20 protein-coding genes and 1 tRNA gene are annotated in these 22,001 nt (G+C 43.8%); 6 read left to right on the forward strand and 15 right to left on the reverse strand.

Annotated elements, in window-relative coordinates; genetic code table 11:
• Positions 1-87: 87 nt before the first annotated feature.
• From MFMK1_RS16150 to MFMK1_RS16185, 8 genes are all read right to left on the reverse strand, one after another.
• Positions 88-1,497, reverse strand: coding sequence for an oxaloacetate decarboxylase subunit alpha (locus tag MFMK1_RS16150; protein ID WP_366922709.1), 1,410 nt, complete (start codon positions 1,495-1,497; stop codon positions 88-90).
• A 196-nt stretch (positions 1,498-1,693) separates the two neighbouring features.
• The gene (pyk, locus tag MFMK1_RS16155; protein ID WP_366922710.1) at positions 1,694-3,433 is read right to left on the reverse strand and encodes a pyruvate kinase; all 1,740 of its coding nucleotides are present in this window, start codon (positions 3,431-3,433) and stop codon (positions 1,694-1,696) included.
• A gap of 15 nt (positions 3,434-3,448) precedes the next feature.
• Positions 3,449-4,408, reverse strand: a complete 960-nt coding sequence (gene pfkA / locus MFMK1_RS16160) for a 6-phosphofructokinase (RefSeq protein ID WP_366922711.1) — start codon at positions 4,406-4,408, stop codon at positions 3,449-3,451.
• 18 nt (positions 4,409-4,426) lie between these two features.
• Positions 4,427-4,627, reverse strand: a complete 201-nt coding sequence (locus MFMK1_RS16165) for a putative signal transducing protein (RefSeq protein ID WP_366922712.1) — start codon at positions 4,625-4,627, stop codon at positions 4,427-4,429.
• A gap of 400 nt (positions 4,628-5,027) precedes the next feature.
• Positions 5,028-5,255 carry a trp RNA-binding attenuation protein MtrB gene (gene mtrB / locus MFMK1_RS16170; RefSeq protein ID WP_366922713.1) on the reverse strand — a complete coding sequence of 76 codons (228 nt, stop codon included), beginning with the start codon at positions 5,253-5,255 and terminating at the stop codon, positions 5,028-5,030.
• 72 nt (positions 5,256-5,327) lie between these two features.
• On the reverse strand, positions 5,328-5,819 hold the full coding sequence (gene coaD, locus MFMK1_RS16175) for a pantetheine-phosphate adenylyltransferase (protein ID WP_366922714.1): 492 nt from the start codon (positions 5,817-5,819) through the stop codon (positions 5,328-5,330).
• Between the two features lie 414 nt (positions 5,820-6,233).
• Entirely contained in the window at positions 6,234-6,737 is a 504-nt protein-coding gene (locus MFMK1_RS16180) for a phosphatidylglycerophosphatase A family protein (RefSeq protein WP_366922715.1), read from the reverse strand.
• A 92-nt stretch (positions 6,738-6,829) separates the two neighbouring features.
• The gene (locus MFMK1_RS16185; protein ID WP_366922716.1) at positions 6,830-10,276 is read right to left on the reverse strand and encodes a DNA polymerase III subunit alpha; all 3,447 of its coding nucleotides are present in this window, start codon (positions 10,274-10,276) and stop codon (positions 6,830-6,832) included.
• Positions 10,277-10,443: 167 nt separating this feature from the next.
• Between MFMK1_RS16185 and MFMK1_RS16190 the strand changes: the two genes are divergently transcribed.
• A complete protein-coding gene (locus MFMK1_RS16190) occupies positions 10,444-10,767 on the forward strand; it encodes a YtrH family sporulation protein (RefSeq protein WP_366922717.1) in 324 nt (107 codons plus the stop codon).
• Positions 10,767-11,282 carry a sporulation membrane protein YtrI gene (locus MFMK1_RS16195; RefSeq protein ID WP_366922718.1) on the forward strand — a complete coding sequence of 172 codons (516 nt, stop codon included), beginning with the start codon at positions 10,767-10,769 and terminating at the stop codon, positions 11,280-11,282. The genes MFMK1_RS16190 and MFMK1_RS16195 overlap by 1 nt, the downstream gene beginning before the upstream one ends.
• 53 nt (positions 11,283-11,335) lie before the next feature.
• Here the strand turns inward: MFMK1_RS16195 and MFMK1_RS16200 are convergent, their stop codons facing one another.
• From MFMK1_RS16200 to MFMK1_RS16215, 4 genes are all read right to left on the reverse strand, one after another.
• Positions 11,336-11,470: a hypothetical protein gene (locus tag MFMK1_RS16200; RefSeq protein WP_366922719.1), complete on the reverse strand. Its 135-nt coding sequence runs from the start codon at positions 11,468-11,470 to the stop codon at positions 11,336-11,338.
• Between the two features lie 76 nt (positions 11,471-11,546).
• The gene (locus MFMK1_RS16205; RefSeq protein ID WP_366922720.1) at positions 11,547-11,783 is read right to left on the reverse strand and encodes an alpha/beta-type small acid-soluble spore protein; all 237 of its coding nucleotides are present in this window, start codon (positions 11,781-11,783) and stop codon (positions 11,547-11,549) included.
• Positions 11,770-12,423 (reverse strand): hypothetical protein, encoded by a 654-nt coding sequence (locus tag MFMK1_RS16210; protein ID WP_366922721.1) that lies wholly within the window; start codon positions 12,421-12,423, stop codon positions 11,770-11,772. The genes MFMK1_RS16205 and MFMK1_RS16210 overlap by 14 nt, the downstream gene beginning before the upstream one ends.
• Before the next feature lie 497 nt (positions 12,424-12,920).
• Complete coding sequence (locus tag MFMK1_RS16215; protein WP_428846297.1) at positions 12,921-14,354, reverse strand: transposase; 1,434 nt, start codon at positions 14,352-14,354, stop codon at positions 12,921-12,923.
• A 159-nt stretch (positions 14,355-14,513) separates the two neighbouring features.
• Between MFMK1_RS16215 and MFMK1_RS16220 the strand changes: the two genes are divergently transcribed.
• From MFMK1_RS16220 to MFMK1_RS16230, 3 genes are read left to right on the forward strand one after another with little or no spacing between them, the layout of a single operon-like run.
• On the forward strand, positions 14,514-15,557 hold the full coding sequence (locus MFMK1_RS16220) for a TAXI family TRAP transporter solute-binding subunit (protein ID WP_366922723.1): 1,044 nt from the start codon (positions 14,514-14,516) through the stop codon (positions 15,555-15,557).
• Positions 15,558-15,570: 13 nt separating this feature from the next.
• A complete protein-coding gene (locus MFMK1_RS16225) occupies positions 15,571-16,092 on the forward strand; it encodes a DUF1850 domain-containing protein (RefSeq protein ID WP_366922724.1) in 522 nt (173 codons plus the stop codon).
• 29 nt (positions 16,093-16,121) lie between these two features.
• Positions 16,122-18,344 carry a TRAP transporter permease gene (locus MFMK1_RS16230; protein ID WP_366922725.1) on the forward strand — a complete coding sequence of 741 codons (2,223 nt, stop codon included), beginning with the start codon at positions 16,122-16,124 and terminating at the stop codon, positions 18,342-18,344.
• A gap of 359 nt (positions 18,345-18,703) precedes the next feature.
• Here the strand turns inward: MFMK1_RS16230 and MFMK1_RS16235 are convergent.
• From MFMK1_RS16235 to MFMK1_RS16245, 3 genes are all read right to left on the reverse strand, one after another.
• Positions 18,704-18,780, reverse strand: a tRNA-Pro gene (locus MFMK1_RS16235).
• A 161-nt stretch (positions 18,781-18,941) separates the two neighbouring features.
• Positions 18,942-19,400 (reverse strand): tRNA (uridine(34)/cytosine(34)/5-carboxymethylaminomethyluridine(34)-2'-O)-methyltransferase TrmL, encoded by a 459-nt coding sequence (trmL, locus tag MFMK1_RS16240; protein ID WP_366922726.1) that lies wholly within the window; start codon positions 19,398-19,400, stop codon positions 18,942-18,944.
• A 20-nt stretch (positions 19,401-19,420) separates the two neighbouring features.
• A complete protein-coding gene (locus MFMK1_RS16245; protein ID WP_366922727.1) occupies positions 19,421-19,702 on the reverse strand; it encodes a DUF503 domain-containing protein in 282 nt (93 codons plus the stop codon).
• A 306-nt stretch (positions 19,703-20,008) separates the two neighbouring features.
• Here MFMK1_RS16245 and MFMK1_RS16250 point away from each other — a divergent pair, with 306 nt between their 5' ends.
• A complete protein-coding gene (locus MFMK1_RS16250; protein WP_366922728.1) occupies positions 20,009-21,952 on the forward strand; it encodes an aconitate hydratase in 1,944 nt (647 codons plus the stop codon).
• The last annotated feature ends 49 nt before the right edge of the window (positions 21,953-22,001 follow it).

Raw genomic sequence — 22,001 nt, forward strand, 5'->3', positions numbered from 1 at the left:
CCCCTCTGTTTAGGAGATTATCCGCAATCCATAAGTTCCGCCATATATACGTAAAAAGCCGGCGGTAGTAACCGCCAGCCCTTTTACTTACACCGGATGATACGGTGATTGTCCATTTTCCGGCCCTTCCTGGGCAATACGAAAATCCACCTTGGTCTTTTTAGACATTCTTTCCTCCAGGAATCTTTCCGCCACTTGGGGAAAAATAGCGTAGGAAATTATGTCCTCTTCCTTTTCCATGTACTGAGCAATTTCTTTCTTTGCGGCCGGCAGCTGGGGTTCCAACAAGTCTGCTGGACGACCTTCTATGGGCTGTTCATCGCCGATAATTTTTTTCCGTATTTCCGGGTCAACTTCCGCAGGCGGGCGTCCATATAAACCGCGCATGTAATTTTTTACTTCATTGGTAACCATTTTGTAGCGTTCCCCTGCCAAAATATTGAATACCGCCTGGGACCCGACAATCTGGCTAGATGGAGTCACCAACGGCGGGTACCCAAAATCCTTCCTTACCCGTGGTACCTCTGCCAAAACATCAGGCAGCTTATCCAGTGAATTCTGTTGTGATAACTGAGAATAGAAATTTGATAACATACCCCCGGGAATTTGGTAAAGAAGCACATTGGCATCTACCGTATTACCAGCCAAATCAAACGCTTTATATTCGCCGCGGATACCCTTAAAGTACTCAGCAATTTCAGATAATAGGTCAAGGTCTAGTCCTGTATCCCACTCAGTCCCCTGCAGTGTCGCGATCATTGGCTCCGTCGCCGGTTGGGAAGTGCCCATAGATAAAGAAGAGATGGCCGTATCAATAACGTCCACACCGGCTTCTATGGCCTTGAGATAGGTCATGGATGCCATACCACTAGTATAATGACAGTGCAGCTGAATAGGTATTTCTAACTCCTGTTTGAGCCTTTTAACCAAGTCGTAGCCATGTATCGGCGTAAGAATGCCGGCCATATCCTTAATACAAAGGGAATCCGCACCCAGCTTCTGCAGCTCCAATGATTTTTCCACGTAATGGTCGATGTTATGTACGGGACTGGTGGTGTAGGAAATTGTTGCCTGGACATGGCCGCCAACGCTTTTGGCCACCTCCATCGCTTTAGCCATGTTGCGAACATCATTTAACGCATCGAAGATGCGGAAAATGTCTATGCCGTTCTCCTTAGCCTTGGTAATAAAGGCCTCCACTACATCGTCGGCATAATGACGATAGCCCACCAGATTCTGACCCCGAAGCAGCATTTGCAGCTTGGTATTCTTCAATACTTCTCTTAGTTTACGTAACCGCTCCCACGGATCTTCATTGAGAAAGCGCATACAACTGTCAAATGTTGCCCCGCCCCAAACTTCCATAGAGTAAAAACCAACTTTATCCATCTTCTCTGCAATGGGCAGCATATGGTCAATTTTCATCCTCGTAGCCAACAGAGACTGGTGTGCATCCCGAAAAGTGGTGTCTGTAATTCCCACGGGTTTACCTGACATAGCGTCACCTCCAAATAAAATAAGTGCAGCAACATTATCATCGTTGATTACTCAAGAATTAGCTTAAGCCAATAGTCCCGGGTAATAAGCTATATATATTCAATAACGCCCCGCCCATTCCTGCCTATTAGAAATTGAATACAATATTCACTACATTCTAGCAAGCTTCTTTGCTTGGCAATGTCACTAAACTTAGTTAAAGAACCTTAGTTAAACCGCGATAAATTATTCCCTGTCGGCCATCAACAGTGATAGTATCGCCGTTCTGCAGCAAAGTAGTGGCCTGTTCCACTCCAACAACTACCGGTAGTTGAAGACTTAAGCCCACAATGGCCGCATGTGAAGTTAAGCCCCCTTCTTCGGTTATAACTGCTGCTGCCTTCTTCATCGCGGGTACTAAATCTCCATAGGTACCTACTGCAACCAAAATATCCCCTTCTTTTACATCTGCCATTGCCTGTTCTTCGGAAGCAGCTATTTTCACCGTGCCCGTTATCACAGTTTCCCCGATACCTGTACCTTGGGCAATAATTTCACCCACTATATGAACCTTCAATAGGTTTGTGGTGCCGGATACGCCCACCGGCAGGCCGGCAGTGATAACCACCATATCACCGCATTGAATTAAGTTTTTACCCAGGGCGGCAGTAACAGCGCCATTGATCATGTCGTCGGTACCATCGGACGCCGGGACTTCCTGTCCAGTAACACCCCAAACCAAAGAAAGTTTCCGCAACACATCGCTATGCGGGCTTGCAGCTATAATGGGAGCCTTAGGACGGTACTTTGCCACCATTCGCGGCGTTGATCCGGATTCAGTGGGAGTGATAATCGCCGCCGTTCCCAAATCAAACGATATGGTACAACTGGCATGACTGATAGCCTCTGTAACGGAACGGGTACTGTCCACTTGGCTTTCCTGGAGGTTCTGCTTAAACTTGATGGCCTGCTCAGCCCGCTGAGCTATTCTATGCATGGTGGACACCGCCTCCACAGGATACTCACCGGCGGCTGTTTCCCCAGAAAGCATAATAGCATCAGTACCATCCAAGATAGCGTTAGCCACATCGCTGGCTTCGGCCCTAGTCGGCCGGGGATGGCTGATCATGGAGTCCAACATCTGGGTAGCGGTGATGACCGGTTTACCAACCAAATTACACTTACGAATAATTTCTTTTTGAACTAAAGGTACTTCTTCAGCAGGGATTTCTACTCCTAAATCCCCTCGCGCTACCATTATTCCGTCTGATACCTTTAAAATCGCTTCAATATTATTCACTGCCGCTTGGGTTTCTATCTTCGCGATTATATGTATGTCGGCTTTCTTAGACTCCAGAATCCGGCGGATTTCGAGAACATCGGCAGCACGCCGGACAAAAGAAGCTGCAATAAAATCAAGCCGATGCTCTATAGCAAAGTTGATGTCCTCAACATCCTTATCCGTTATTGCCGGAAGTTCCAGTAATACCCCTGGAACATTAACACCCTTATTACTTTTTAAAGTGCCGTCGTTAAGTACTTTGCAGCTGACAGTATCGGCCTCAGTGTGGAGCACTTCCAAACCAATAAGGCCATCATCCAACAGTATCTTATCTCCCTGGGAAACGTCCCTAGCAAGGTTTTTGTAGGTCACAGGGATTCCTTCACTGTTACCAGAGGCCAAGACAATTTCCTGTCCTTCTTCCAGTTCCATCTTATCATTGGGCACTTTGCCGATACGTATTTCCGGACCCTTCGTATCCAGCATCAGGGCAACGCTCTGCTCCAACTGACCAGCAATCTCTCGGATAAGGGATACCCGCTGCCCATGTTCTTCGTGGGTACCATGAGAAAAGTTAAGCCGCGCAACATTCAGCCCGGCTTTCATTAAATCTTTTAGAATTGCTTCCTTGTCACTAGCGGGGCCAATGGTCGCTACTATTTTGGTATGTCGCATTTTTTTCCTCCCGAGCTAAATTGATAATACTCCTGCAAGTTGGTACATCTCCAAATCAATCTCTTTTTTACTAGCCAAAGCTTCAGTAATATCGACGTTTTGAATTGCTCTGTTAGCTATACCAACCATCCGGTTACTTTTTCCTTCAAGCAAAAGTTTTACAGCCTCCGCACCCATTCGGCTTGCTAACACCCTATCAAAGGCCGTAGGTGTGCCCCCCCGCTGGATATGCCCAAGAATTGTTACCTTTGTCTGAAGACCGCTGATACTCTCAATATCCTTACTGATATCCATCGCACTACCGACACCCTCAGCAACAACAATGATATTGTGCAGTTTTCCTCTGCGCCTTCCCTTTTTAATCTTGGAGATAACTGTTTCAAGATCCTTAGGTACTTCGGGTATCAACACCGTCTCGGCACCGCCGGCGAGCCCTGCTTCCAACGCTATATGCCCGGATGACCTGCCCATAACTTCTACCAGCCACACCCGTTGATGCGATGTGGCAGTATCCCTTATTTTGTTGATGGCATCTATCACCGTGTTGACTGCAGTATCAAAACCAATGGTTGCTTCAGTAAAAGGAATGTCGTTATCAATAGTACCAGGCACTCCTATTACAGGCATACCCAGTTTTGCCAATTTAGATGCACCGGCAAAAGAGCCGTCACCACCGATAACCACTATGCCGTCAATATTATGCTTACGAAGATTTGCCAGGGCCTTTTTTCTTCCTGCTTCTGTCCGAAATTCTTCACTGCGTGAGGTTAATAGCTTCGTTCCCCCCCTGTGGATGATATCTGCCACCGAACTGACCTTTAAGTGCTGGAATTTATCCTCTATCAGTCCAGTATATCCCTGCATAATTCCAAAAACATTTAAGTCCTGGTAAATGCCCGAACGTACAACTGCCCTAATTGCCGCATTCATTCCCGGGGCATCACCCCCGCTGGTTAGAACTGCAATGTTGTTCAAAGATTTGCACTCCTTCCGTCATTTACCAATGGTCTCACTGATAATTTCATGGGCTTCTTCAATTTCACCTTCAGGCACTAAAACCTCTACCGACCTTGATTCGCCAAGCGGCGAGGCACCAACTGCCCGTAAAGTTACCAGCACCCCTTCTTGGGACAGTTTATCGCGGATTTTTTCTGCGGTAATAGAGTTAGTTGCAATATAGACAACGGTCCACATAAAAAGCCTCCTCGATTGCTTAAAACCAGAACAAAAGCATTTAATGCCTTCCGGCACTTAAAGGTAATGCTTTTGCACCCAAGGGCATTAAGATCGACTAGGCAACAAGTTGCCAAGTCTCTCTATATTCTTACCCAGGGAACCCCTGGGTGCTGCGCACCCGGCCGCCTCACCGACTCGGCGGCGCTCGTACCTTGGCGTCACTTATTCGTGACGCCACTCGCCCTAGGTCGCTTCGCTGTTGCAAAACTCTTAGCAACTTGTTGCTGTAGAGTTTTGGCATGCCCCTTGCGGGTAGACCCTCCTGCATTTAACATAAGGGGGCAAGCCCCCTTAACAACCCCCATGTATAGGAAATTATCCACAACCCATAATTTTCTATACATTAAAAAACTACTAATTATTCCCCGGTTTCCACCTGTCCGTGTTTAGTGTAAACCCTAGCCCGACCGCGAATTTTGATAGCAGACGTATGCTCGGTAAACTGCGCTATCATAACCTCGCCTTTATCTAATTTCTCAGTATGATGAAATTTGGTATTTTGCCCTCTGGTCAGGCCAATCAGGGTAACGCCGTTTTCCAAGGCCTTAACAACTATATAATCACCTTGAATTTCTAGATTACTCAACTTAGCTCACCTCACATATTTTTCATAAAATACTTTCCCCTATGTAACACTTTTTCATGCTTATAAACTACTCTACTCACATATATTAAGCTTATATTTCTCTTGCAAGGCCTTCTCAACTACCGGCGGCACTAGACCACGAATGCAGCCGCCCATAGACGACGCTTGTTTGATAATACTAGAACTTAAAAATGAATACTCACTGGCAGTCATTAAAAATAAGGTTTCCACATCACCAGCAAGTTTTTTATTCATCAGAGACATCTGAAATTCATATTCAAAGTCTGATACTGCGCGAAGACCTCGAATAATGATACTAGCTCCATTATCCTTTACAAAATGCATTAGCAACCCATTAAACGGTATCACTGTGGTGTTATCCATAGATTCAGTGACTTGGGTTAATAACTCAGCACGTTCCTCTAAAGAAAATAATGTGTTTTTATAATTATCAGCAGCAACTGCAATTATCAGCTCGTCAAATAAACTTCCAGCCCTTTTGATAATATCCAGATGCCCGTTGGTAACCGGATCAAAAGTACCTGGATAGACTGCAATAGTCACACCGAATGCCTCCTTTGTTGTATCTGCTCTCATTTTCTGTATTTCCACTAATGGCAACGAAATCCTTCAAGTATTCGATAATTCAACCAAATTTTAAATGGAACCCATTGCGTACACTATCATCTTAATAAATTCCACTTGAACCTCCTCATACTAACTTGGGCGCGTTTTTTGGCGGAAAGCAGACCGCCTGTCCAAAATGGTCTAACATCCTGCTTAAACCTATTTTTCACCTGCCGAAGGCATATTATTAAGTGATAGCTTGTCTTCCATAAGACTAAGCCAGCTTGCTGGCTTAGTCGCACTTGTGCTCCTGAGTGGATGGGAACTTGCCAGAACTTATACTTTCTGGCTAAACTGGTACAAAAAAAATCTGCCTTTAAGTCGGCAGAAATGATTATTTAGGAAGCTCTCTTATTCGCTATCTATATCTTTACTGCCCTTTTCCCTTTGATTGTTTTTTGCACCATGGGCCAATTTAGCCGATGCGGCAGCAGCGATACCAGCTATCAGGTCATCTAAAAAAGTATTCACTTTATTTTTTTTGTTATCATTTAACTGCCCGATAACCCCGGTCTTTTCCTTATCCAAATAGCCGAAACTGGTAATGCCGATGGTACCATAAATATTGGTAATACCCATAGCCAACACCTCATCCAAACCGTAAAGTGGTTCATCCCGAGAAACTATATCTTGAAGGGGTTGGGGTAAGGCCCCCTGCTCGGCCAATACATCCAAAGCAACGCCGGTAAAAATGGCGTATTGTACTTCTCGTTTTTCCAATACCTTTTCCACCGCTTCAAGGCATTGATCCTTAGTAAGAGAAGATAAATAAGGCTGCTGCAGGTGAAAAACGATATCGCCGATTTGATACAGGTAAACCCCTCGGCTAGCTAACAAATTAGTCGCTTTTTTCACTGTATACCCCCCTAAAAAAATGAATCAGCAGCTACATGAGCTACTGATCATCTAAGTTAGTATATTGTTATGCCTAAAACAGTGTATCCGTGCTAGCCATTTACCAACTTAACACATTCATTACCGCAGATACCCTTCAATCCGTTTATTAATTCCTCTTGCGGGCTTACCCAATGTCCTCTGTCAGTCATGATACAACGTCCGTTATCAGGGAAATATAGATAAACAGGTGTTTCCCCAGGGAATTGCTGCAAAAAGCCTTTGATCCTGTCCATAGAATGTGTTCGGTCTAATATTTTTAAATACAGCTTATCGGTGCCGGGTTCAGGCAGCCATTGAATCCCATCCACAAATATCTTTAGTTCATCTTCACTTTTAGCTAACCTTCCTGACATAATTACCACCCGATCCTCCTCAAGCAAGGTATTTAGTTGGGAATATGTTCGCGGAAAGACCAAAGCTTCAACCATGCCGCCCGTATCTTCCAATGTAATATAGGCCATGGCCTCCCCTTTCCTGGTAATAGCACGCCTGACATAGGTAATAATCCCACCCAGGTTGACCCGGGTGCCGTCCTCTACCAGCGGTAGTTTTGCGATTTCATAAGAAGTCTGCGCTTTAATTTGTTCTGCATACGAAGCCACCGGATGACCGCTGACATAAAAGCCCAGCATCTCTTTTTCCATCCCCAATAATTCTCTTGGACCAAATTCAGGTAGATCGGGTATCCGTTCGGAAATACAATCTCCCCTATCTCCCTCACCGACAAGATCCAGAAGAGAAACCTGCCCCTGGGCACGGTCCCGCTGGTAAGCTTGGGCGGAATCTAGAGATTGGTCTAAAACTGCCAGAAGCTGCGCCCGGTTTAAACCCAGTGAGCCAAAAGCACCGCACTTAACTAAACTTTCTATCACCCTTCGGTTGACCTGCCTCAGGTCTATTCGCTGACAAAAGTCCGTTAACGATTTGAAACTGCCATTCTGTTCCCGAGCGTCGATAATTGATGCTATTGCCCCCCGGCCGACATTCTTTACAGCAGCTAGCCCAAACCGGATCTTCTCACCCACTACGGTAAAATCCATTCTGCTCTCGTTAACATCCGGAGGTAATATTTTAATGTCCATCTTGCGGCATTCATCAATATATAAAGGAACTTTGTCAGTATTATTCATAATACTTGTTAGAAGAGCAGACATAAATTCAACTGGATAATTAGCCTTAAAATATGCCGTCTGATACGCCACCAAAGCATAAGCGGCGGAGTGAGATTTATTAAATCCGTACCCGGCAAAGTATTCCATCAAATCAAATATTTTCCCTGCAATTACCGAACTAATGTCGTTTTTGTCAGCACCCTTGAGAAATTTATCCCGTAACCCCATAATTACCTCAGGTTTTTTCTTTCCCATGGCCCTGCGCAGCAGGTCCGCTTCACCTAAAGTAAAACCGGCTAAGGTACTGGCAATTTGCATCACCTGTTCTTGATACAATATTACACCGTAAGTTTCCTTTAAGATATTTTCCAAGGATGGGTGTAGGTAACTTGCCTCTGTATTTCCATGCTTGCGGTTTATAAAATCCTCCACCATACCACTGCCTAGCGGACCCGGGCGATACAAGGCAACCAAGGCGATAATATCAGGAAACTGTTCCGGTTTGAGGTTTTTAAGGATGCCGCGCATACCTGAACTTTCTAATTGGAATACGCCGATGGTGTCTCCCTGGGAAAGCATTTCAAAAACTGCCGGGTCATCCAATGGTATCTCCTTTAAATATACTTCCGTACCACTGCTTTCCCGTATTAAACGCAGGGTATGATTCATGACCGTAAGGGTACGTAACCCTAAAATATCCATCTTTAACAGTCCCAATTCTTCAACAGTACTCATGGGAAACTGGGTGGTGACAATCTTGTCGCTGGTAGTCTGCAGCGGTACATAATTAGTCAATTTCTCTTTAGCTATCACAACACCCGCGGCATGGGTTGACGCATGCCGCGGCATTCCCTCAATTGCCTTGGCCATATCTATTAATTCCCTGGTCTTATCCTCTGTTTCGTATCGTTCCCGCAGAATGTCACTTACTTTTAAAGCCCTGGTAATAGTTATACCCAGTTCGTTTGGCACCAGCTTGGCTATTTTGTCAACTTCCCCCGGAGAAAAACCCAGTACCCTGCCGACATCGCGAATGGCAGCCTTAGCGGCCATCGTACCAAAGGTAATAATTTGGGCAACATGGTCACTGCCATATTTCTGGGCCACATAATCAATAACTTCACCCCTCCGTTCGAAGCAGAAATCAATGTCCACATCCGGCATACTCACTCGTTCGGGGTTAAGAAACCGCTCAAACAACAACCCGTATTTCAACGGGTCTATATCAGTAATTCCAAGACAATAGGCCACCAAGCTTCCTGCGGCGGACCCCCGACCCGGCCCGACAAGGATGCCCTTACTCCTGGCAAAGTTGACAAGATCCCATACTATCAAAAAATAACCGGGGTAATCCATCTTGTTTATAATTCTCAGTTCATACTCCAGTCGTTGGTCGTGTTGTTCAGTCACCTTTTCATAACGCCTGCTGAGGCCTTCACGGCATAATTTACTCAGATAGCTGTCCAGGTTATATTCTTCAGGTACTTCATAGTATGGGAGGTGGAGAGAACCAAAATCAAAGTCCACCTGGCATCGTTCAGCAATATTAAGTGTATTATCCAACGCCTCAGGGTATTCCCCGAAAAGCATCTCCATCTCACTGCGGTCTTTTAAGTAAAACTCACCGGAACCAAAATCCATCCGGTTGGGATCTGCCAGGGTTTTTCCTGTCTGGATACACAAAAGAATTTCATGGGTTTTAGTATCATCAGGCATAACATAGTGAACATCGTTGGTAGCCACTAAGGGAATCCCTGTCCCCCTAGACAAATTTACCAAATGCCGCGTTACATCTGCCTGTCCTTTTAGCCCGTGATCCTGAATTTCCAAATAAAAGTTATTCTTACCGAATATTTCACTCATTTCAAGTGCTATTAGCCGAGCGTCGTCAATACGGCTATCCAGTACCGCAGCAGGTATCTCCCCTGCCAAGCAAGCAGACATTGCTATCAATCCTTGGTTATATTCCCTCAGCAGCTCTTTATCAACCCTTGGTTTGTAGTAAAACCCTTCAATGTATGCTTTGGAAACCAATGCCATCAAGTTTTTATAGCCAGTGGCATTTTCCGCCAATAGTACCAAGTGGTATGGAGAATCATCCTTATTCGCTTCTCGATCAAATCGACCCCGCCTGGCCAAATATACTTCACAACCGATAATGGGTTTGATACCGTACTTGCGGGCCAACTTGTAAAATTCGACCACACCATACATAACGCCATGGTCGGTTAACGCCAAGGCATCCATTCCTAACTCTTTAGCTCGGGTAACTAAGTTCTCCAACCTAGCTGCTCCGTCTAACAGGCTATATTCCGAATGAACATGCAGATGCACAAATTTATTGTATCGGTCAGTCTCCCCAGTAAAATTGCCGGTAACAGCCAACTCCGTTCCTCCTCATCATCGTTGCATTATGTTCGTTAGACTTCTAAATTCAAGACTTACTGTTGCTAACCCTGCTTTTATAATAAATTTGACCTTCCAAAAATGTCGGCATAGCCTGAGCTGACTACTAATAAGTATTTATATGACAACACAGAGGAGGTGCCTTAATGGACAGCTTTAGCCAAAAAATGCTGCTAATACTTTTCACTTCACTGGGCGTAGAGCTGGGCGCCTCACTAGTGGGTGCGCTTGCCGCCGTACTAGCCGGCGGTCCGCCATTACGAACCATGGCTAAATTAGCCTACGAAATCAAGATTTGGGCCATTGTCGCGGCAATAGGAGGCACATTTACCACCATTGAAGTGTTAGAACTGGGCCTCTTTGAGGGGGAGCTTATTACAGTTATCAAACAAATTCTTTATATTATCAGTGCCTTTGCCGGGGCACAGTTAGGCTACTTTATACTCTCGAATTTAGCCGGTGGTCGGTAATGGGGCGCTTCCTAGTTGTAAAAAGAAAAATATTATTAAAATTAACCGCTGCATTTTCTTTAGGGTTAATCATCGGCATGGTTTTTGCCACAATAAATATGGGCCACACCATCGATCAGCTTACGATAGATAAGGAAAACCTGAAAAACGAACTTGCCGGCGTTAAAAAGGAATTGAAACAGATTAAAGAAAACCTGGAGGAAAGAAAGATCACCGCCGTAAACAGTATCGAGGCAGAAGTGACCTTCCCCGAAGATATCTTCAACAAATATGAAGGAACCTCTCTGCAGATGGAATTGGAAAAGGAAGTATGTGAAATGCTTCAATCATTAAACGGGAAGAATATCGATCGACTGGACCCGGATCTAATACCGCAGATTATTGAAGGACGGCACATCACTGTTGAAAACCGCAGCTTTCAACTTCATGTGGAAACAGCGGTCATCAGTCAACAACTAAAGATATATGTCCTGGCTAAGCCTAAAAAAATAACAGAAAATAAAACCACCTTCTAACTCATAATAATATACTGAAAAGGAGTCGCGAAAACGACTCCTTTTCAATTGGGCTATTTATTCTTTTTTAATTTCTTTTTCTGCGGCTGCACTTCACCGGCCAATTCCATATCCATGCTGCCGGCGCTTTGACCCTGGGCCATCTGCTGCTGTTTATCCTTTTGCGACGCTTTGGCCTTCTTAGGCATTTTATTACCCTCCTTTGACCATGAAAATGTATTACCCACTTTTGGTCAAATAATAGGTTGCCAATTTTACCAAAATTTATGTATTCAATTGCATACTTTTCTTCCTTTTAGTAACCAAGCCGCCCAATCGCCCGCTTTCTTCAGAACTGAGACTATCCCAACCGCATTTTTTCACTTTCTCCAGCAGGCCTAATTCTGAAGCAATTTCTAATTTAAATGCTTCAGCTTGAGTTGGATACTTGCTTTTCTTGGTTGATTTCTTACTGCGTGGCACTTTTTCATCGTTAATTTTCATGGTTTTAACCTTTGTCATTTTCATCCTCCATTTCCCTGATAATCCCGCTGGCAAAAGGCCCAACATCACCTGAGGCAAATGCCTTCATGGTGCCTGCTGCAACATTTCTTACCGCAGTCTCCCATAAAGAAAGGGTTATACCCTCCTGCAGCATTTTCTTTTTTATCGTATAGGCGGCCTTAATGCCCTCACCTGACGCAAGCGTGTTCAGTACTTCCACTAAATCCTCACTTCCCTGTTGTACTGTGCCAAAATGCCAGAATATATGACTGATTTTTTCAGTTTCTTCACCTTCATCACCATCCACAATAATTGTTGGTGCTTCTCCAGCAGCTATTTCCCGGGCGTGACCCACTATTTTTGCCGAGACCACTTTTGTTTCTCCCGCGATTAATTTCTGCAGCGGTTCTCTCTTTTGATTCGTAGCAATGTTTACCAGGATCTGCTTAGTTGAAAGACTGGGTGCTAGGCGTTTAACCATTTCAGGCATTACTTCAGCCGGCAGAGCCAGTATTAGAACTTCCAAATCAAATAGCTGCTCAAATCGCGCCTCATGAACGCTTAATTCATCAGCCGTGGCAGCCGCTATTTTGTTATCATTATCATACAGCCATAAGTCAAAATGCCCTCTCAACTTTTCAGCCAGCTGCCTACCCATTCTTCCCACTCCTATTATACCCACAGACACCAAGTCAATCACTCCTTAAATTAATTTATCCCGCTCAACCTTCGTTACCTATTATATCTAGTTGCTTTTTATTTTAACAATCTGAGGAGCGGCTATTAATTATTTGACTAAACAGAAATTTCTGATGAATTATTCAACCAAAAAAAGGTTTTTTAACAACAACTGTCGAAATCCAAATATGGTATTTTATCACCATAATGAGAGAATATTCCAGAAAACTGAATCATATGTTTCATAAGGACTATATTGAAGGGGGGATTTGACAACTCCCTGTCCGGTTTTGGCAAAAACAGCGGATAGGATTTAAATACAATAGGTAATTGCGAAATTCAAAATTTAACGTAGGCAGCTAATCAGAAAGTTTAATAAAGAGGACAGAAAATTTTAAGCAGAGGTTGGACAGAAAAAATTCGGCACAAATAACCGCAAGTATTTTGCGGGTTGAAAGAGCAAGTATAAAGGATTTGCTAAGCCAAAAGAGGTTTAAGGCTTCTGATGAGTTCGTGTTTATGGAGTTTGTCTGCAAGAATAACGGTAAGCAGTTGAGTAATTCCTGCAAGGAGTAAGTCAGCCTTAATGGTTAAAGCATTTGTAGTTTTTCTGTTGGCGACGCCAAAATTGGATTTAAAGTGTTGAATGGTTTGCTCAATAACGCAACGATTTTTGTAGATATCAATCCATTCAGGGGTGTCTCTAATAATGCCAGGATAAAGTCTTAAGTCTTTTTCAGGATAGGTATAAAACATTCTACCAGAAGGAGAGTCGGAGCAAGGATGTTCACATAAAGTAATGCGTTTAGAACCTTTCCACTTCATTTTTGGGCAAACCCATTTATCTCTAACAACGCCACTCCTTAAGGGCGCTTTACCTTCATATTTCATGGGTAAAGAAGAATCTAACGGACACAGAGGTTGTCCAGATTCGTTGAACCCGGGTTCAGGGAGGTTCTTAGAACCTCGTTCGTTCAGAGGAATGACTGTTTTTAAAAAGTGACAATCCTTCAATAAAAAGTTATAGGAATCGTTTGTATCAAAAGCAGCATCGCCAATAAACGTGCTGGGTTTAAAATGAGTATGTGTTTTAAAAAAGTCGCGCAGAACAGGTTTAAGTGCTTTAGAATCGGATAAGGATTTATCTTCATCAGGGGAATCAGACTTTTTCTCTATTGGGATTTCAGGGTGTGCATTTATAAAGTCTTCATCAAAAAAGGAAATATTTCTGACTATACCAAGGCCATTTGTGAGCATACCAAATTTATAGACATAGCAAAAATGGCCATTGATGTAAAGCTGTTTGACATTTGGATTTGATGATGCGCAGGAAGGCATAATGCCGTATGCCATTTTGTATGGGTCAACAGAAGAGTTGCCTTTGTATTGAGACTTAAGCTGCTTGATTAAGCGATTGATAAACTTAGGATTATTCTCAGTAACGTAAGCTTCAACGCCAGAGGTATCAAAGACGAGATATGAAGCAAGTTCTGAGTTAATTTGCTCACAAATAGGTTCAGTTTGATCAACAAGGTTATCAAAAAGTGTTTGAAGATGTTTAGAAAAATCTTGCTTAAATCGTGTAAATTTTGATGCATCAGGTACTTTAGAAAAACCACAGAATTCACGGATTTCCTTGGAAAAATTCAAAAAAATAATCAGAAGCGCATCTGTAGGAATAGAAAAGATTCTCTGAATGATGAGTGCATAAAGAAAAGACTCAAGCTTAAATTTTCGTTTGCGACCAAAGTGCTTGTAAAAAGCCTGATAGAAACTCAGCGAAATATACTCTGAAAGTTGAATATGCTCTTCAAGAAGCGCTAGAAACCGAGGTTTATCCTTATCAACGAAATCAAGACAACCGTCATAAATATCAGATAGGGATAATTGTTTAAATTTCACAGAATAGATCTCCTTTCTTGTTGAATGTAGATATTGCCTGTTAACTATATTTTACACAAGACAAGTGAGGAGTTCTATATAACTAAGCAAGAAAAAAGATAGAATTTGCAAGGGTTGCGGCGTTTTGCAAACGCCTATTTAAATACAAATTTACGAGGAGGTTAAAAAATGAAAAAGTCTCTATCAGTTTTATTAGTACTGTTACTGGCACTTTCTTTTATTATAGCGGGGTGCTCTAGTAACCAACCGGCGCCTGATGAAGGGCAAGCAGACAATGCAAAAAAAGAAGCACCTGCTAAGCAACCTGAGGAACAGGCAGCAAAAGAAACTAAGCTGCTTATGGCAACGGGTGGCACCGGTGGCACCTACTATCCCTTGGGCGGCGCTATGGCCGAAACTTGGAGCAACCATATCGAAGGTTTAAAAGTAACTGTCCAATCCACTGGCGCTTCTGTGGAAAACATACGTTTGCTTAGTAACAAGCAAACCGAGTTGGCTATGGCTATGAACGGACCTGCCCAAGCAGCCGTACAGGGCCTAGGTGATTTTAAGGAAAAAGTTACTAATGTCGCTGCGATCGGCGTGATTTATCCGGAGGTTATGCAGGTAGTTACCCCACAAGCAAGTGGTGTTCAAACCATCGCCGACCTTAAGGGCAAACGCGTTTCCATTGGCCCTCCCGGCAGCGGCACAGCATCCGCTGCAGTAAAAATCTTAGCGGCTTACGGTATTGACGCTGATAAGGACATCACTAAGTTCCAAGATACTTTCGCGGACGCTGCCGACAAACTGAAAGATGGTCAACTGGATGCAGCTTTCGCCGTGTTGGCGGTACCCGCTGCAAATATCATTGAGATTTCCACCGCCACCCCGGTAGACATTGTAGATATCGATGGTGACGGATTGCAAAAGCTACTTGACAGTGAGCCTGCATTTGCGCCTTACGAAATTCCTGCCGGCACCTATGAGGGCCAAGATGAATTAGGTAAAACTGTTGCACAATGGGCTGTTCTCTACACCCAAAAAGAACTGTCTGACGACTTAGCATACAATCTGGCCAAGGTAATGTATGAAAATACCGATGAAATCGCTGCCGGTCACGCCCGGGGTAACCAAATCACTCTGGATAACGCCATCAAGGGTATCAAACCGGTACCATTCCATCCGGGTGCAGTGAAGTATTACAAAGAAAAGGGCATTTCTGTAGAGTAACATGCAGAGGAACTTGGATAAGAACTTAATGAGCACCCTTCGTGGTGCTCATTCTCTTAAAACCGCCATTTTACTAATTTTGGTACTATTGGCTCCGCTTTACTTCACTCTATCCCAATATACGGTTTTTTCTATACGTAACCATGATACCGGCAAAATAATTTATCAAAAGGCGCTCAGAATCTCTGACGTTTTTAGACTACACTACATTCATTCCGTTACTAATCAACCAGTTGACGAATACTTTTATGTTAAAAACCACCATACCCTCGGTATGAAGGAAATGCATTACGACTCATTTGGTGCTAACCTGCCGGTGGGTCCGGAAAAATTAAGAAATGAAACCACCCATTTCAGCAAGGAAGAAGATTACTATAAGGTTACTTATGAGAACAGAGAGTTTGAACTTGTACCGCTGCGGGTTGGGCAGGTGGTGGCAAACCATACACTGATATTTTCCGACCAGCATCGAATGCCCTTTTTAGATATTGCACCGGGTGGTGCTTATGTAGAATTCTATGTTTCACCATTTTAGATTAATTTTTGAAGAAAGGGGGAGAAGGCTTGACTTCTAAGGACAATGAAACGAACGTTGAACAACCCATCAACCAAATATCGCCAAACAACATCGAAGAGGAAGTGCCGGATGTCCAAGCAATTCTGGAGAAAGTCGATACTGCGAGCCAATTTCGAAAAGAGCTGCCAACTATTGCTCGATGGCTCGTCTTTGTGCTGGGCGTCACACTAAGTTTATTTCAGCTCTATACAGCATATTTCGGTACGCTAATCACTAACCAGCAACGGGGATTTCATGTAGCGTTTGCCTTGGCGCTAGTCTTCCTATTATATCCTGGAAACAAAAAAATAGGCGCAAAGGTAACGTGGAGTAGTTGGGCATATACATTAGTATTTGTGGCTATATCAATTTACCTTTATTTAGCCGAAGAAATGACTTTACTGATTACCGGCAGTGTCATTATTGTCTTGTTATTAGTACAGTTTTCCAAGTACTTTGATAGAAAATACCGTGGCATTCCCCTCCCGGACCTGATTTTAGCAGCGTTGGGTATGGCAGTGGGTATGTATCAGTTCTTCTTTTACGAAAGTATTATTGACCGGGTTGGTATTTATAACAACACCGATTATCTATTTTCCATATTAGGAGTACTGTTGGTGATGATAGCAGCTGAGAGGGTGATAGGTGCGCCGATTTCCGTCTTGGCAGCGGCCATGTTGGCTTACGCCTATCTTGGTAATCATATGCCCCAAGGATTTCTGTCTCATCGCGGTTTTGGTATTGAAAGGATATTTACACATTCATTCCTGAGTATGGAAGGAATCTTTGGTATTCCCATCGCTATTTCTGCTCAGTTCATCTATCTATACTTAATGTTAGGAGTAATTCTTAGCAAGACGGGATTGGAAGAATATTTTACCGACCTGGCCATGTCCATGACCGGTTGGATGGTTGGCGGTACTGCCAAGGTAGGCATTTTAACAAGCGTGTTTTCCGGCATGATTACCGGTAGTTCCGTAGCAAATACAGTGGGTAATGGCGCCTTTACCATACCAATGATGAAACGGTCAGGCTACCGGCCCGCTTTTGCAGCCGCAGTAGAGGCTGCATCGTCAACCGGCGGTCAGATTACACCGCCAATTATGGGGGCCGCAGCATTCCTAATGATAGAATTTACAGGACTAAGCTATTATGAGATTATCAAAGCGGCGACCATCCCGGCTATGTTGTTTTTTATTGCACAATTTATCGTAATCCATTACGAATCAAAACGGCTCAACATACTTGGTGTAGACCGGGGTGATCTACCTAGTGTCGTGTCACTGATTTTAACCAGGGGTTACCTACTACTTCCCATTATTGTGATTTTTGTAATCTTGGGCATCGGTCAGTCAGCAATGCGGGCTGCCTTAATGGGAATTTTTGCAGCGTTGGCCATGAATATTATCACCATGATTGTGGCCTACTTTTTAAGCCGCTATGGACAATTAAAGTATAAAGTGACCATACCAATATTTTTTGAAATAATGGAAGAGTCCGCCCGTACTGCCTTGCCGGTAATTGCGGCCTGTGCCGCAGCTGGTATAATTGCCGGTGTAGTAACCCTGACCGGTTTGGGCCTTAATGTTACCGGCGCCATTCTGGATTTGGCCCGTAATAATCTGTTATTAACCATGTTTTTTGCCATGATTGCCAGCATCGTACTGGGAATGGGTCTACCCACCACAGCCACCTATGTAATTACGGCAACTATGACTGCCCCGGCACTGTTGGCCTTTGACAGTGTACCGCTGATCGCGGCACATATGTTTGTATTCTATTTTGGCATTATGGCAGACATTACACCACCAATTGCTCTGGCATCTTATGCCGGTGCCGGATTAGCTAATGCAAACCCTTTTGATACCGGCATTCAGTCAGTTCGCATAGCCATCGGCGGTTTCCTAGTACCTTATATGTTTGTACTATCACCTGAGCTGGTCATGGAACATGCCTCCATCGGAGCATTAGTGCTGTCGCTGGCTACCGCTATTTTAGGGATGTACTGCATTGGTATCGCATCTATCGGATATATTGAGAAGCGGGTCAATGTACCGGTAAGAATACTGTTAGGCGCCGCAGGTTTAAGCCTCCTCTACTCAGGTTGGTTCACTGACTCGTTTGGTCTAATAGTTTTAGCTTCAGTTTTTATTCACCAAAAGGTAAGCACCAGAGAAGTGCGACGTCAAAAGAAACTGCAAAAACAAGAAAAACAAATTCCCGGATTATAATAAAACTCACTTGATAAAAAAATCGTCTATTCTCCTTTGGTTTTTGGAAAAGCAGCAGTTTAACGTTAAACTGCTGCTTTTATTTGTCTTATATCAGCTACTCCTACTGTATAAGTAAAACTTAAGCTTCCTTGTTGGGCTTTATTAAAATAAAAAAGGACACCCCCGAGGCAGGAGCGTCAAAGTGTTTTATATGTTATTCCCACTATTATTATTACTATTTTTACTGATATTATGTGAAATATATCACATTTAGCGAAGAATTGTAAAAATAAAATTCCCCAGCATAAGCTGAGGAATTGTTTTGTAATATCCAGTTGTGAACACTAGAACGTTGTGATACATCTAATTAACTTATTTGGTCGGGGTGATAGGATTTGAACCTACGGCCTCTGCGTCCCGAACGCAGCGCTCTACCAAACTGAGCCACACCCCGGCAGAAGTTACGCAATTTATTATAATGGATGCTGCCGTTAAAGTCAATGTAAGGTTATGGGCATTAAATCAATGACATTAGAAGAAATGGTGTGAAAGAGCTATTTGTGCTCCCACTTCAATCAAGCCAAAGGAATAATAAGGCGCAGCCGTCACCAATCCTTATTTCATCCCCGGAAATCCGTTTTGGCGCAATGCTTCAAAAAGAAATACCGATACGGCATTAGCCAAGTTCATGGAACGAGCATCATTCGCCATCGGTATACGAATACAATGCTCCGTATTAGCATTAATAATTTCTTGGGGCAATCCCTTTGTTTCCTTACCGAAAACCAAAAAGTCATCCCAGCGGTATCGCATATCCGTATGATATTTACTGCCTTTTGTAGTTGCATAAAAGAAGCGGCCTTGAGGAAATTTTTCCTGCAGTTCAGCAAAACTATCGTAATAAAATATGTCCATAAGGTGCCAATAATCCAATCCTGCCCTTCTTAAATGTTTATCATCAGTAGAGAAGCCCAAAGGTCGCACTAAATGCAATACAGAATCGGTAACCGCACACGTACGGGAGATGTTACCGGTATTCTGAGGTATTTCCGGTTCAACTAAAACAATATTCATTGCAAAAACTCCTTTGTTAGCTAAAGAATTTCCGTACTAACTTTTATACATTCCAGTCCCTGATGGCTATCTACAAAATTTGTTACATTAGAAAGGACCGAATGAATATGTGCGGTACTGTTGGCCACCACACAAACGGCGATGGTAGCATGTTGTTTAACGTCTTGGTGCTCAATCTCGGATGCCGAAACGTTAAACCTTGAACGCAGACGATTCAGCAGGCTTGACAGCACCCTTCTCTTGTCCTTAAGACCGAAAGCGCCGGCAATACGCAATTCAAATACTGCCACCCCTATTACCATATAGCTTATCCCCCATTAATATTTTTCTAGTATAACATAGTTTTATCATAAATTGGTTATATATGTCTCCGACAACAATCAAACAAAAGCCGGTTTCTTTACTTTAAGGTTATCGCTTTTAGGGATTGCCTCCCATCAAATTCTGGCAAACTTTGCTAAAAATACCTCTTTGCTGCCAGAACACATAGGGATATGGAACGTAAAGGCTACTGCCATAGCTGCATATTACTTTGCGCATCTCAATTTGACTCCCCTCGCTGTTTCTGATACATTTATAAACAAACTGAGAAGAAACGAGGGAGCTGAATGGGAAAGAGTGCAGCAGAAAAGATAATTTCCCGGCACCTAGTAACAGGTAATCCTGTTGCCGGAGAACAGATTGCCATTAAGATCGATCAAACATTAACACAAGATGCAACAGGTACTATGGCTTACTTACAATTTGAAGCAATGGGAATTCCACAAGTAAAAACCGACCTATCGGTTAGCTATATTGACCATAATACTTTACAATCAGGCTTCGAGAATGCTGACGATCATTTATATCTACAAACGGTGGCAGCCAAACACGGGGTGTATTTCTCCCGCCCGGGTAATGGCATCTGCCATCAAGTCCATCTGGAGCGGTTTGGCAAACCGGGTCACACGCTGCTGGGTTCAGACAGCCATACACCTACCGGCGGCGGGCTCGGGATGCTTGCCATAGGTGCCGGGGGACTGGATGTCGCCGTAGCTATGGCCGGCGGGCCTTTTTATCTAACTATGCCGGAAATCATAAAAGTGGAACTTACCGGCGGGCTTTCACCGTGGGTAACCGCTAAAGATATTATCCTTGAAGTATTAAGACGTTTATCCGTCAAGGGCGGCGTTGGTAAAATTATCGAATACGCCGGTGACGGTGTCAAAACTCTTTCAGTACCAGAACGCGCCACTATCACCAACATGGGCGCGGAATTAGGGGCAACTACCTCAATATTTCCAAGTGATGAAGTTACCAAGGAATTTCTAAAAGCACAAGGCCGCGAAGAATGCTGGCAGGAGATATTGGCCGACGAAGATGCGGCTTATGCATCAAGTGTTACCATTGATTTGGGTACCCTCGAGCCCTTGGCGGCCCAACCCCATAGCCCCGATGCTGTAACCACAGTGGCTGAGTTAAGTAACATTAATGTACGACAGGTCGCCATCGGCAGCTGCACCAACTCATCCTTTGTAGACTTAATGCGTGTAGCTTTAATACTTAAAGGAAAGACCATACACCCTGATGTAAGCTTGGTAATTTCGCCCGGGTCACGACAGGTGTTCCATATGCTGGCCGATAATGGCGCTCTTAACCACCTGATAAATGCCGGTGCCCGCATTCTTGAATCTGCCTGCGGTCCTTGCATAGGCATGGGACAGTCCCCACCATCGGGTTCAGTTTCGGTACGTACCTTTAATCGCAACTTTAAGGGTCGAAGCGGCACAGCTGATGCAACTATATATCTTGTCAGTCCCGAGACCGCGGCAGCTACCGCATTGACAGGGCATTTAACTGACCCACGTACTCTCGGTGAAGCAATAGAAGTCGAACAACCTCATAGTTATCCCGCAGACGATACTATGGTTCTACCGCCCCAGGCTGACCCTAATAAAGTAAGTGTTCGGCGGGGACCCAATATCAAACCTGTACCGGTCAAGGAACCCCTATCCAACCAGACCAGCGGAAAAGTGGTCCTGAAAACCGGTGATAACATTACCACTGACGATATTATGCCCGCAGGCGCTAAAGTACTGCCGCTGCGTTCAAATATCCCTGCGATATCGGAGTATGTCTTTAGTGGGATAGATCCTGACTTTTCCAAGCGAACTAAAGAGCTTGGCGGTGGTATAATCATCGGCGGTACTAATTATGGTCAAGGTTCCAGTCGAGAGCACGCAGCATTAGCTCCCATGTATCTGGGTATTAAAGCTGTAATAGCCAAATCATTTGCCCGTATTCATAAGGCAAACTTGGTTAACTTTGGTATTCTTCCCTTAACCTTTACCGACGAAAATGATTATGATGACATTAATCCCAACGATACCGTATTAATAGAAGATATCCACCAACTCAAACCCGGTGTCCCGATAACCGCAGCAGTAACTGAAACAGGAAAAGAAATAAGACTGGCCCACGACTTGGACAGTAGGTCTATAGAAATAGTATTGGCCGGCGGCCTGTTAAATTACACGAAAAACCGCGAAAAAGAGACTTCACAAAATAACTAAGACAAGCACCGGACCTTATAAGGTCCGGTGCCTGTCTTAAAATAAGCAA

The sequence above is a fragment of the Metallumcola ferriviriculae genome, from assembly GCF_035573695.1.
Taxonomy (GTDB): Bacteria; Bacillota; JADQBR01; order JADQBR01; family JADQBR01; genus Metallumcola; species Metallumcola ferriviriculae.

Excerpts from the sequence above, each read along its gene's own strand:
- MFMK1_RS16165 (WP_366922712.1), bottom strand. The coding sequence starts at position 4,627 with ATGTGGACCGTTGTCTATATTGCAACTAACTCTATTACCGCAGAAAAA.
- MFMK1_RS16205 (WP_366922720.1), bottom strand. The coding sequence starts at position 11,783 with ATGACAAAGGTTAAAACCATGAAAATTAACGATGAAAAAGTGCCACGC.
- trmL (WP_366922726.1), bottom strand. The coding sequence starts at position 19,400 with ATGAATATTGTTTTAGTTGAACCGGAAATACCTCAGAATACCGGTAAC.
- MFMK1_RS16250 (WP_366922728.1), top strand. The coding sequence starts at position 20,009 with ATGGGAAAGAGTGCAGCAGAAAAGATAATTTCCCGGCACCTAGTAACA.
- MFMK1_RS16190 (WP_366922717.1), top strand. The coding sequence starts at position 10,444 with ATGGACAGCTTTAGCCAAAAAATGCTGCTAATACTTTTCACTTCACTG.
- pyk (WP_366922710.1), bottom strand. The coding sequence starts at position 3,433 with ATGCGACATACCAAAATAGTAGCGACCATTGGCCCCGCTAGTGACAAG.
- MFMK1_RS16200 (WP_366922719.1), bottom strand. The coding sequence starts at position 11,470 with ATGCCTAAGAAGGCCAAAGCGTCGCAAAAGGATAAACAGCAGCAGATG.
- MFMK1_RS16195 (WP_366922718.1), top strand. The coding sequence starts at position 10,767 with ATGGGGCGCTTCCTAGTTGTAAAAAGAAAAATATTATTAAAATTAACC.
- MFMK1_RS16150 (WP_366922709.1), bottom strand. The coding sequence starts at position 1,497 with ATGTCAGGTAAACCCGTGGGAATTACAGACACCACTTTTCGGGATGCA.
- MFMK1_RS16245 (WP_366922727.1), bottom strand. The coding sequence starts at position 19,702 with ATGGTAATAGGGGTGGCAGTATTTGAATTGCGTATTGCCGGCGCTTTC.
- MFMK1_RS16210 (WP_366922721.1), bottom strand. The coding sequence starts at position 12,423 with ATGGGTAGGCAGCTGGCTGAAAAGTTGAGAGGGCATTTTGACTTATGG.
- MFMK1_RS16220 (WP_366922723.1), top strand. The coding sequence starts at position 14,514 with ATGAAAAAGTCTCTATCAGTTTTATTAGTACTGTTACTGGCACTTTCT.